General features: G+C 41.8%; 10 protein-coding genes. 7 read left to right on the top strand and 3 right to left on the bottom strand.

Translation table 11 applies throughout. From position 1 onward, the window contains the following. Positions 1 to 184: 184 nt before the first annotated feature. The gene (gene ptsG, locus L3V77_RS13720; protein ID WP_275134648.1) at positions 185 to 1573 is read right to left on the bottom strand and encodes a PTS glucose transporter subunit IIBC; all 1389 of its coding nucleotides are present in this window, start codon (positions 1571 to 1573) and stop codon (positions 185 to 187) included. A gap of 410 nt (positions 1574 to 1983) precedes the next feature. Here ptsG and L3V77_RS13715 point away from each other — a divergent pair, with 410 nt between their 5' ends. The 3 genes from L3V77_RS13715 to L3V77_RS13705 all read left to right on the top strand — a co-directional run bounded on the left by L3V77_RS13715 (position 1984) and on the right by L3V77_RS13705 (position 5508). Next, complete coding sequence (locus L3V77_RS13715; protein ID WP_275134647.1) at positions 1984 to 2709, top strand: response regulator transcription factor; 726 nt, start codon at positions 1984 to 1986, stop codon at positions 2707 to 2709. Positions 2710 to 2782: 73 nt separating this feature from the next. Then, the gene (locus tag L3V77_RS13710) at positions 2783 to 4219 is read left to right on the top strand and encodes an ATP-binding protein (protein WP_275136774.1); all 1437 of its coding nucleotides are present in this window, start codon (positions 2783 to 2785) and stop codon (positions 4217 to 4219) included. Between the two features lie 44 nt (positions 4220 to 4263). Next, complete coding sequence (locus L3V77_RS13705; RefSeq protein ID WP_275136773.1) at positions 4264 to 5508, top strand: ABC transporter substrate-binding protein; 1245 nt, start codon at positions 4264 to 4266, stop codon at positions 5506 to 5508. 48 nt (positions 5509 to 5556) lie between these two features. Here L3V77_RS13705 and L3V77_RS13700 read toward each other — a convergent pair whose 3' ends face one another. Beyond that, positions 5557 to 6618: a LacI family DNA-binding transcriptional regulator gene (locus L3V77_RS13700; RefSeq protein WP_275134646.1), complete on the bottom strand. Its 1062-nt coding sequence runs from the start codon at positions 6616 to 6618 to the stop codon at positions 5557 to 5559. 400 nt (positions 6619 to 7018) lie between these two features. Here L3V77_RS13700 and galE point away from each other — a divergent pair, with 400 nt between their 5' ends. The 4 genes from galE (at position 7019) to galM (ending at position 11527) form a co-directional block, all read left to right on the top strand. Beyond that, positions 7019 to 8029: a UDP-glucose 4-epimerase GalE gene (gene galE, locus L3V77_RS13695; RefSeq protein ID WP_275134645.1), complete on the top strand. Its 1011-nt coding sequence runs from the start codon at positions 7019 to 7021 to the stop codon at positions 8027 to 8029. Between the two features lie 61 nt (positions 8030 to 8090). Continuing rightward, positions 8091 to 9146, top strand: a complete 1056-nt coding sequence (locus L3V77_RS13690; protein ID WP_275134644.1) for a UDP-glucose--hexose-1-phosphate uridylyltransferase — start codon at positions 8091 to 8093, stop codon at positions 9144 to 9146. Between the two features lie 116 nt (positions 9147 to 9262). Further along, a complete protein-coding gene (galK, locus tag L3V77_RS13685) occupies positions 9263 to 10414 on the top strand; it encodes a galactokinase (RefSeq protein ID WP_275134643.1) in 1152 nt (383 codons plus the stop codon). Between the two features lie 33 nt (positions 10415 to 10447). Beyond that, entirely contained in the window at positions 10448 to 11527 is a 1080-nt protein-coding gene (gene galM / locus L3V77_RS13680) for a galactose-1-epimerase (protein ID WP_275134642.1), read from the top strand. Positions 11528 to 11623: 96 nt separating this feature from the next. Here galM and L3V77_RS13675 read toward each other — a convergent pair whose 3' ends face one another. Continuing rightward, positions 11624 to 12037, bottom strand: coding sequence for a C-GCAxxG-C-C family protein (locus L3V77_RS13675; RefSeq protein ID WP_275134641.1), 414 nt, complete (start codon positions 12035 to 12037; stop codon positions 11624 to 11626). Position 12038 lies beyond the last annotated feature (1 nt).

Below are 12038 nucleotides of genomic sequence, written 5' to 3'. Positions count from 1 at the left end.
TTTTTTATTGTCTAACGTACTGACACTTCAATAAAAATAGGCGTCATTATAGTATTAGACCCCCTACATTTATGAGGATGATGTGAATGGGAATAACGGAATGGTAAGGGCTGCGGAGTTGAATGGGTTTTTTATAAAAAAATCCCGAGCAATTGCCCGGGATTCTAATTTAAAGGAGAAAGGACTAAATTAGTGCTTCCATTTGACCTTTAATGATTTCAGAATGCGTACCAAATACCGCTTGGAAGTTATCACCTCGAGTGAATACACCAGCAGCACCTAGTGCTTTCAGCTTATCAGTATCAACAAGTTCAGCATTGTTAACAGTAACGCGTAGACGAGTGATACAGGCTTCTAAGTCTTTAATGTTTTCTTTTCCACCGAATGCTACTGTGATGTCTTTTGCTAAGTCATCGTTGCTTGTATTCGCTTTAACTTTTGCTTCACTTTCATCTTCACGACCTGGTGTTTGCAGGTTAAACGCTTTGATTAGGAATACGAAGACAGTAAAGTAGATGACCGCATATACAAGCCCTACAAGTGGTAACATCCAACCGTTTGTTGAGTGACCAAATAGTAACGTGAAGTCAAACAAGCCATGGCTAAACGTTGTGCCGTGTTTGATGCCAAGTAAAATCATCACAACAAATGCAGAACCAGCTAACAGTGCGTGAACAACATACAGTAATGGTGCAACGAATAAGAAAGCAAATTCGATTGGTTCAGTAATACCCGTTAGGAATGAAGTCAATGCAGCAGAGCCAAGGATTGAAGCAACAACCTTTTGCTTATCACTTTTAGCCGTTACATACATGGCTAGACATGCTGCAGGTAGACCAAACATTTTAAACATGTAGCCACCAGCTAGATTACCAGCTGTTGGGTCACCTGCTAGGTAACGAGGAATCTCACCACGAACGACTTCGCCAGCAGCTGTTGTGAACTCACCAACTTCATAGAAGAAAGGTGCATTCCAGATGTGGTGCAGACCGAAAGGAATAAGAGAACGCTCAACGATACCGTAAATACCGAATGCAACTTCAGGAGACTGGTATGCAGCCCATTCTGAGAATGTCGCAATGCCAGCACCGATTGGTTGCCAAACAACCGCAAGGATGGCGGCAACAATACAAGCGGCTAGAGAGGTTACGATTGGTACAAAACGTTTACCACCGAAGAAACCAAGGTAAGTAGGGAGTTTGATAGTGTGGTAACGGTTAAACAGCTCAGCTGCCACCAGACCCATAATAACACCACCAAATACACCAGTATCGGTACCCTCTGCAACAACACCAAGTACGCGAGTCATGGTTAGGTAACCTAATGTTGCTGCAAGTGCTGCAACACCATCATTTTTTGTAAAGCCTAAAGCAACACCAATAGCGAATAGAAGCGCCATGTTTGCAAACACCCCCAGACCAGCCTCGGTCATGACTTGTGCTACGATATCAGGTAAGAATTTTGCTACTTCTGAGTTACCACCAATACCGAGTAAAATACCAGCTGCTGGCATACAGGCAACAGGAAGCATTAGGCTGCGCCCCATCTTTTGCATTGTACTAAAAAAGTCCATTAGAACCCCCGTTCAATTTTATATTAGAATATTAATTTCATGACTAAATATGAGTGAAATTAATATAGTTATTTATTCAAATGTATTAATAAAAGGGAGCGAATATATATCGCATAAATTTAAATTAATTAATTACATTTGAATAAGAAATATGTGTTCTGTCTACGGGGAGTATATTAATTGGTCGCGACTATTATTAAAGAGGTTACTGTCACGCTCAACGTAACAAAACGTAACAGAGTGCAAGGGTTAGTAATGCTGAGGTAAAAATGTGCTAAATTCAAGTTACAAACATGAAATTGGCACTTTCCTATAGATAGTGTTTAGTTATTGCTTTAAAAATTTAATACGATTAAATAGAGATACGTTGTGAAAACCCTGCAGCACACAATAATAGAAGGATGAGATTTATGTATGCAAACAAACGAATACTTGTTGTTGATGATGATGAGGAAATTCGCGACCTTCTTGAAGAATATTTAACAAGAGCTGGATACAGCGTTATTTTGGCATCCGAAGGGGAAGAGATGAAGCGCCGATTGCTTGAAATTGAGCCAGACCTAATCTTGTTAGATGTCATGATGCCAGGTGACGATGGCTTTACATTGTGTCAATACGTTCGTAAATCTTCTAATGTCCCTATTATTATGCTAACAGCGGTCTCTGATGAAACGGATCAAATTGTCGGGTTAGAAATTGGTGCGGATGATTATGTCGCAAAACCGTTCAGCCCGCGCCAACTCACGGCGAGAATCAAGGCGATGTTACGTCGGACTCAAACGATGGAAGTGGCAAATGAAAAGCATAAACCAAAATCTATCCAATTCGCTCATTGGAAACTCCATGTTCAGTCTCACACTTTAACGAACCTTGAAACCAATGATGAGTTTGAGTTATCAGGTAAGGATTTTACTCTGTTGATGTTATTTCTGGAGAATCCCAATCAGATATTAGATAGAGACAGTATCTCTCAAGTCATTAAAGGTCGAAACGCCTTACCAACGGAGAGAGGACTTGATGTACAATTATCTCGCTTGCGCCAACAACTTGGGGATAGTGGCAAAAAACCGAAGTTAATTAAAACCATGCGTGGCGACGGGTATATACTCTCTGCCGATGTGATATATGAAGATTGACCTGTTTAAGAGTAGCCGGAATATAAATAAACTAGTTGGCGTGTACGAAAGTATACTCGAAAGGTGTGCACCCATTGTGCCTCGTTCACTGGTTTCTCGAACCTTATGGTTAACCTTATTGTCGGTAATACTTGCCCAGCTTATTGCAACGACTATCTGGTATACCCAATCAAAAGACAGAGAAATAGAAGGGCTAACATCGACCGCGACAAGCATGGCAAATAACTTTGCTTCAACTGCAAACTTTTTCCAGTCGTTGCCTTTAGAATATCGACATATGGTATTGAACCAGCTAAGAAATATAGGTGGGACTCGATTTTTCGTTTCGTTCAATGAAGAAGAAATAATCATTGATCCTGCACGTCGGGGTGAGATGAAAAATGTCACCGTCAACGTTGTCAAAGACGTATTGGCAAAGAAGCTAGAAAAGCTCAGCGATGTGAATGATGTAAAAGTGGAGTTCTCTAGACCAGAAAATCTGCATGTATTAACCAATGATACGCTTCTTGGTGATCTACCCAAATCTTGGGCTCATTACACACTAATACTGGAACCGCTTAACCCGCCTATTTTGGTGGTACAGATAAGATTGGCGGAAAATGAATGGCTTTATATCGCCGCCTTGCTTCCTGCTCCATATGCTTTACTTGAAGATGAGGTCATATCCAATCAACAGATGTTTTTTATCTTCTTTATTACTGCGTTGTTGATGACGTTTACCTACACTATGGTTCGTAGACAGGTTAAGCCTTTGAAGAACCTCGCCAAAGCGGCGAACGCTTTAAGTACCGATATAAACCAACCCCCTTTAATTGAAGAAGGAGCAAGTGAGTTGGTGACGGCGACACGCGCATTTAACCGTATGCAGGAAAGTCTTAAAAAGCACATTGATGATAGAGAGCGACTATTTACCGCTATTTCCCATGATCTAAAGACACCGATTACTCGACTGAGAATTCGTTCCGAACTTATTGAAGACGATCAAAGAGGATTAAAATTTAACAGAGACTTGGATGAATTAGAACTCATGGTGAAAGGAGCTCTGCAAACGGTAAAAGATACAGATATACATGAGAACTTAGTGCAAGTTGACGTCGTCGACATGCTAGAAAGTATCGCTGAGCAGTATAATACTCACGATCAGCGTGTTGTCTTTACCTCATTAAAGATAGAACCATTAGTATGCAAACCACTGGCTTTAAAAAGATGTCTTTCCAACCTTATTGGTAATGGTGTGAAGTACGGAAATAAGGTGACTGTTTCTGTGAGCGATGAAACGAACTTACTACGAATCATTATTATTGATGAAGGTCCGGGGATTCCTGAATCAAGAATGGAAGACGTATTTAAACCCTACTTTCGTTTAGCTAAAGATAGTGAAGGACATGGATTAGGCCTTGGGATATCCAGAAGTATTATTAATTCACTTGGTGGCCAATTGGTCATGTGTAACCGAGAGGAAGGCGGTTTACAAGTACAGGTAGACTTACAAAGAGCAACATTAAGATGACAAAAATTCTAGATTTATTCAACGTACAACAGATCGTCAAAAAAATGGTGTTCTCATTTATGTCGCTTATTTTCGCGATGTTATCCGCCTCACTAACCAATGCGAGTGAGATCGAGGTTTTGCATTGGTGGACGTCAGGGGGGGAAGCACGTTCGGCTGAATTGCTAAAACAAGGTGTTGAAGAGAGAGGTCACATTTGGAAAGATTTTTCCGTTGCCGGAGGTGGTGGGCAGAGTGCGATGATGGTATTAAAAGCACGCGCGGTATCTGGAAACCCACCTACATCGGCGCAGATAAAGGGGTTTGATATCCAAGAGTGGACAAAATTAGGCTTTCTTACCAGCTTAGATGAAGTGGCCAAAGAAGATGATTGGGACTCTCTATTACCTAAATTAGTTTCTGACACCATGAAATACAAAGGGCGGTATGTGGCCGCGCCGGTGAATATTCATAGAGTAAATTGGCTATGGATAAATCCCAAAGTGATGGAAAACGTTGGAGTTCCTATCCCACGTACTCTTGATGAGTTTTTTGTTGTGGCTGATGCTATAAAAGCCGCAGGATATATTCCTTTAGCCCACGGTCGACAGCCTTGGCAGGATGCAACAGTATTCGAGTCAATTGCTATTGCTATCTTAGGACCTAACGATTACTACAAGGCCTTTGTAGAGTTGGACTTAGATGTATTGTCGAGTAAAAAAATGGAGCAAGTGTTTACTGCATTTAAGAAGATGCGCACCTATATCGATGATAAAGCGTTAGGTAGAGATTGGAATGCCGCCACACAAATGCTGATGAATGGTGAGGCCGCAATGCAGCTTATGGGGGATTGGGTAAAAGGAGAATTGACGGTAGCAGGAAAAGTCCCAGGTAAAGATTATCTTTGCATTCCTGCGCCGGGAACTGAAGGGATCTTTAGCTACAATATAGATAGCTTTGTGTTCTTTAAATCGCATGATCCATCTCGAGGGCAAGGGCAAAAAGAGTTAGCAAAAACGATCATGTCCAAATCCTTTCAAGAAGCGTTTAACTTCAGTAAGGGGTCTTTACCGGCAAGAACGGATGTGTCTATGCAAAGATTTGATGATTGCTCATTTAAATCCAAGACGGCCTTTACTATGGCTGAAGGGAGCAAAAATTTATTGCCAAGCCTTTCAGCAGATATGTCCACAACCAGCTACATTCGAGATGCCATGATAGATGTGATCAGTGAGTTTTTTAACGATGAATCAGCCGACCCGAAAAAGGCACCACAAAGGTTAGCACGGGCAGTGAAAGCCGCTATGTAACTTGTATTGCGTCACCAAGAAAACCCCTTAGCGACGTATATGGGTAAGTTATGGGAGTAAATTGTCTATATCAGCTAATAGCTTTTGAATGGTTATTTTGTCATACGACGTGTTGTCTTTGATAGCGGTACTCTTTCTCTTAATGAGTTTGGTTTCCACTTCCTCTTTTTTATTATTTCTATTCTCAACTGAATCATCAAGTGCGAGATCTACGGCTATCTGACCAATAGCCTGAAAATCTTGTTTTATGGTCGTCAATGGTGGAGAGAAGTAAGCGCAATCGGTTATGTCATCGAAGCCAATAACGGCGACTTGTTTAGGTACCGAAATAGAGAATTCGTCTAACGCTCGCAATACACCTAATGACATTTGGTCACTTGCAACAAGAATGGCGTCAAACTTTACCCCTTTTGCGATCGCGTGGCGCGTATGAAGGTAAGCACTGCTCGCATGCCAATCACCTTCAAAGACTTCCTGTATTGTTGCGGTACTACTGGTGAGTATGTCTTTCCAACCTTGTAGACGTTGAAGTGAAGCACTAGAGTCGCTAGGGCCAGTGATAAGAAGCAATTGTTCTCGTTTATCATCTATCATTAACTGAGCGGCAAGGCATCCACCGTTGTAGTGAGAACTGCATACCGTATTTACCCTTGTCGACGTCGGCACATCGATAAAAACAAAATGAATATCAAGATGCTGCTGAACCAGTCTTTCCGCGTCATCTTGACTCATTGGAACATTTAAAATGATGGTTTCGGTTTTTTGTGATTTTAGATCTCGAACACAGTTAAGAACACTTTCGAATGTTGGTTCGATGAGGACAGAAAATGAGGTACCAAACCCTTTTTCATCTGCCTGTTTTCGAATGCCGTTGGCGATTAAAGATACGCCATGTAACCCAATATCTAGTGTCACTAATCCAATAACGTTAGACTTAGCTCGACTAAGTAATTGCGCACCCTTGTTAGGTACATAACCTAATTGTTCTATCGCGGCCGTGACCTTTTTCCGAGTTTCTTCTGCGACATTGCTTGAATCGTTTGTAACACGAGATACGGTTTGAGTTGAGACGCCTGCTAATTCTGCGACATCTTTAAAAGTGACACTCATGGTCCATTAATCCTTTATGTTTGCATCTGACAGAATACTAGCATTCCAATCAATCAATCCGTTAACACTCTTGTGGTAAAGTAATAACTAGAGCAAGTCTTGAATAATATGGTTTGTTTTGTTTTCAAAAACATTAATAACTAAAAGGTTTGACGGGCAAAAATTCCAATGACTGCGTTTTCACTAAACAATGATTTACCGTCGAAAATGTTTGATAAAATATCAGAATAAACAACATGAAATCTTTTGTGGAAACGTTTACACACTTTGATTTTGATCACAGCAAAAGAGACAGATTGTCTCTACACTGCATACATATTCTATATATAGGCTCTCTTTTAAAAAGAGCACTTATAGAGTTCAATTTTATACGCGAAATAGTGAAGATAGAGAGGCTAATGTGAAAGTTTTAGTTACTGGTGGCATGGGTTACATAGGAAGTCATACGTGTGTTCAAATGTTAGAAGCAGGTATTGAGCCCATTATTCTTGATAATCTTTGTAATAGTAAAACAGCAGTCCTTAACCGAATTGAAGCTCTTACCAATGTACGCCCTACGTTTTATGAAGGTGACATTCGCGATGAAGCATTTTTAGATAAAGTATTTTCTGAACACAAGATTGATTCTGTCATCCATTTTGCCGGATTGAAAGCCGTTGGTGAGTCGGTCGCAAAACCGCTTGAATATTATGACAACAATGTAAACGGTTCACTTGTATTGGCTAGAGCCATGCGTACTGCTGGTGTGAAAAGCATTGTATTTAGTTCTTCTGCGACCGTATATGGTGACCCTGAAGTGGTGCCAATCACAGAAGACTCTCCTGTTGGGGCGACAACAAATCCATATGGTAGTAGCAAATATATGGTAGAGGGAGTGCTAACTGACTTCTTCAACTCACAACCTGATTGGAGCATCACGTTACTTCGATATTTTAACCCCGTTGGAGCACATCCGTCGGGAACCATGGGGGAAGATCCTCAAGGAATACCTAACAATTTGATGCCATTCATCGCTCAAGTTGCCGTTGGTCGTCGTGAGAAATTGTCGGTCTTTGGTGCTGATTATGCAACACCGGATGGTACGGGTGTCCGCGATTATATCCATGTGATGGATTTAGCCGATGGCCACATCGCAGCCCTTAATACCGTGGGTAAAAAATCAGGCTTGCACATATACAATCTAGGTACAGGCAAAGGATCTAGTGTGCTGGAAATGATAGCTGCGTTCGCTCAAGCGAGTGAAAAACCAGTACCTTACGAACTGTGTCCTCGCCGTCCTGGTGATATTGCTGAATGCTGGGCGAGTACCGCCAAGGCAGAGAAAGATCTTGGTTGGAAGGCGACTCGTACCGTAACGGAGATGACTGTCGATTCGTGGAATTGGCAATCGAAGAACCCACAAGGTTACTAATCAAATCTAAAACCAGGTGCTCGAATGAGTGCTTAGTTGTCACAAATTATCGAGAACTTGTATGTCTGAAATAAAATTCAATCCAATTGATCACCCTCATCGTCGCTACAACCCTCTCACGGGCCAGTGGATTTTGGTTTCACCACATCGTGCAAAACGTCCTTGGAGCGGTCAAGATGAAAAGCCCGATACAGCGGAACTAGCTCATTACGATGAAGGTTGTTTTCTTTGTGCAGGCAATACTCGTATCTCTGGTGATAAGAATCCAAATTATGAAGGTACGTACGTATTCAGTAATGATTTCGCTGCATTAATGACCGATTCACCCGATGCACCTGAATCTGAGAATCCGCTGTTTAAAACACAAGGTGTACGTGGTCTTAGCCGAGTGATCTGCTTTTCACCTGATCACAGTAAAACATTACCAGAACTTCCAGTGAACGAAATTCGTGGCGTAATTGATACATGGAACGAACAAATTGAAGCGTTAGGTAAAGATTATCTTTGGGTTCAAGCTTTTGAAAACAAGGGCGAAGCAATGGGGTGCTCTCAACCGCATCCACATGGACAAATATGGGCAAACAGCTTTTTACCCAATGAAATTGAACGTAAAGAGAAGAACCTTAAAGCGTATTACGACGATCAAGGAACCAATCTTCTGGTTGATTACGTTCAAGCAGAAATGAAAGATGGTGAACGAACCGTTGTTGAAACAGAACACTGGATTGCCGTTGTACCCTATTGGGCTGCATGGCCATTTGAGACAATGCTGCTTCCCAAAACACACATTCGTCGTATGAGTGAATTGAATGACGAACAACGTGATGACCTAGCATTGGCGATTAAAAAGCTCACTAGCCGATATGACAACCTATTTGAGTGTTCATTCCCCTACTCAATGGGATGGCATTACGCACCTTTCTTTGAGGAAGGAACGGATATAGAACATTGGCAACTTCATGCACTGTTTTATCCTCCTTTGTTGCGAAGCGCATCAGTGCGTAAATTTATGGTTGGCTATGAAATGCTGGCGGAGTCTCAACGTGACCTTACCGCAGAGCAAGCGGCTCAAAGACTGCGAGATTTAAGTGACATTCATTTTAAAGAGCAGAAGTAATCGATCTGTTCAATTAAAACGAAATATCAGAAACGAGCAGTAAAGAATTATGGTTCTCAACTTTCTTCGAAAGTTGGTGTGTTGAGAATCAACCTAAAATGAAAAGAGAAAATACTATGACGACATTATCTAACAGCGTGAAAGCTTCATTTAGCCGAGTGCTAGGTTATGAAGCCACACACCTCATTCAGGCACCAGGTCGCGTAAACCTTATTGGTGAGCACACGGATTACAATGATGGTTTTGTGCTTCCTTGCGCAATTAACTATCAAACGGTTGTCGCCGCAGCAACGCGAGATGACAACATTGTTCGTGTCGTTTCTGTTGATTATGATAATGAAATCGATGAGTTTGATATCACTGAAGAGATCCTATTTCAAGAAAACCGTATGTGGGCAAACTACATTCGTGGTGTAGTAAAGTGTTTAAGAGGGCGCGGATATGAGTTTAAAGGTGCCGATATTTCTGTAAGCGGTAATGTCCCTCAAGGTGCTGGATTGAGCTCTTCTGCTGCACTAGAAGTCGTTATTGGTCAAACATTTAAAGAATTATACAAATTAGATATTAGCCAAGCAGAGGTCGCACTAAACGGCCAGCAAGCAGAGAATGAGTTTGTAGGCTGTAATTGCGGCATTATGGACCAGCTTATTTCAGCAGAAGGTAAAGAACACCATGCATTGCTCATCGATTGTCGTTCACTTGAAACGCAAGCCGTTTCAATGCCAACGGACATGTCTGTGGTTATTATTAATTCAAACAAGAAACGTGGTTTAGTCGATAGTGAATATAATACTCGTCGTGAACAGTGTGAAGAGGCGGCTCGCATATTCAATGTGAAAGCATTGCGAGATGTCACTATCGAGCAATTCAAAGCTCGTGAGACAGAGTTAGACCCAATAGTGGCTGATCGGGCTAGACATGTTATCACTGAAAATGATCGCACCGTAGAAGCCGCTAAGGCTCTTAAATCGGGTGATATGAAGCGTATGGGAGAGCTAATGGCCCAATCTCACGCTTCTATGAGAGACGACTTCGAAATTACTGTTAAAGAGATTGATACTCTGGTAGATATGGTTAAAGAGGTTATTGGCGATAAAGGTGGTGTTCGTATGACTGGCGGAGGTTTCGGTGGTTGTATCGTAGCACTTGTACCACCGGCACTTGTTGATAGCGTAAAAGAAACAATACAAGAGAAATATGAAGTAGCAACTGGTCTCAATGCGTCTATCTATGTGTGCCAAGCAAAAGATGGTGCAGGGTTAGCTTAGCAGCAATACTACGAACAAAGGTAATCAATGGTCATGGCTGACACACTAATTGAAACGATGACGGAAGAGGCGGCCTTTGATGGGCAGCCGGCTTCGTTAATCAAACTTGAAAACAAATCTGGAATGACCATTACCTTGATGGACATCGGCGCAACATGGCTTAGTTGCGTTTTGCCTATTGGCAATAAAAGTAGAGAGGTGCTTTTAGGTACCTCAAATATGGAAGACTTTAAAAAAATGTCTTCCTACATGGGCGTTACCGCGGGCCGATTCGCCAATCGTATCGCGTTAGGCCAGTTTGAGATCGATAATAAAAAATATCAAATTCTGACTAATCAGGCCGGAAACGCCCTTCATGGTGGTCCAAATGGATTTAATGTAAGGCGCTGGAACGTGGCTTCTCAGGGATCCAATTATGTTCAGTTTAACTTAGTATCACCGGACGGTGACCAAGGTTTTCCGGGTAATCTGGATGTCTTTGTGACCTATCAATTGACCGATGATAATCAGGTTGTTATCAGCTTTAAAGCGTCAACAGACAAAGCGACACCTATCAATCTCACTAACCATGCTTATTTTAATCTGGAAGGTGAGTCTTCAGGTAAAGATTGTAAGCCATACGTTTTACAAATAAATGCAGATCGCTATTTGCCAACCAATGATGTTGGTATTCCGCTTGGTGCATTAGCGCCAGTCATCGGTACGGGGTTTGATTTCAGAGCCGCGAAAACGATAGAACAAGATTTGTTAGTCGACGAGCAACAGCAATCTGCTAACGGATACGATCACTCTTTCTTTTTAAATCCAGAGTGTCGTACCGGTGCGTGTGCAGCAACGGTCACTACAGTCGATAAGAAAGTAGAGATGAGAGTATATACGAATAAGCCCGCTATTCAGTTATACACAGGGAACTGGCTTGCTGGAGAGAAAGGGCGTACAGGTAAAGCATATTCTGCCTACGCTGGTGTCGCATTAGAAACTCAGTTTTTACCTGACTCTCCAAATCACCCTGAGTGGGAACAAGAGAGTTCGATCTTACGTCCCGGAGATGAATACAGTTATCAAACTCGATATGGATTTGAGTTTGGGGCACAATCAAAACGGAGTAATTAATTTAGAATCCCACGAAAGTGGGATTCTTTTTTGCATTCGTCGTAAAGCAGAGCTTGTGCGGTTAAGTGTTTACGATTTCGACTGCGTAAATCGACATTACTCTTTTGGTTGAGGGAGCATTTCTATTTCGCGAAATTCTCTTGCTGTGACATATTCTGAATTCTGTTTGTCTATTTTGTGTATGTGTTTTTCGGTTAACTCAGCAGCTTTACTCACAAAACTACGACAACCACATTCGGATTTCTTAATGTCGCTACATAGTGTAGAACCAACAGCATTTAAGAATTCTTGTGATAGCTGGTTAGAATGTTCACCTTCGCCAAGTAAAATTGTGGCGGAGTAAAGTGCGCCACATGTCCCTTCTTTAGCTCGCCCACCGCCAGCCACGACAGCTGAACGAATAACCTGTTCAGACATGCCTGATTCTGGTTGAAAGGCTTTTAAGACGGCTTGTGCGCAATTGTAACCTTCTTTTCCGTGAAAATAGTTTGATGCCCGATTGCTTTTCATC

The sequence above is a fragment of the Vibrio sp. DW001 genome, from assembly GCF_029016285.1.
Lineage (GTDB): Bacteria > Pseudomonadota > Gammaproteobacteria > Enterobacterales > Vibrionaceae > Vibrio.
This window is presented reverse-complemented; position numbering and strand designations above follow the sequence as displayed.

Coding starts and splice junctions, on each gene's coding strand:
- L3V77_RS13675 (WP_275134641.1), bottom strand. CDS start 12,037: ATGAAAAGCAATCGGGCATCAAACTATTTTCACGGAAAAGAAGGTTAC.
- ptsG (WP_275134648.1), bottom strand. CDS start 1,573: ATGGACTTTTTTAGTACAATGCAAAAGATGGGGCGCAGCCTAATGCTT.
- galM (WP_275134642.1), top strand. CDS start 10,448: ATGGCTGACACACTAATTGAAACGATGACGGAAGAGGCGGCCTTTGAT.
- galK (WP_275134643.1), top strand. CDS start 9,263: ATGACGACATTATCTAACAGCGTGAAAGCTTCATTTAGCCGAGTGCTA.
- L3V77_RS13690 (WP_275134644.1), top strand. CDS start 8,091: ATGTCTGAAATAAAATTCAATCCAATTGATCACCCTCATCGTCGCTAC.
- L3V77_RS13700 (WP_275134646.1), bottom strand. CDS start 6,618: ATGAGTGTCACTTTTAAAGATGTCGCAGAATTAGCAGGCGTCTCAACT.
- L3V77_RS13715 (WP_275134647.1), top strand. CDS start 1,984: ATGTATGCAAACAAACGAATACTTGTTGTTGATGATGATGAGGAAATT.
- L3V77_RS13705 (WP_275136773.1), top strand. CDS start 4,264: ATGGTGTTCTCATTTATGTCGCTTATTTTCGCGATGTTATCCGCCTCA.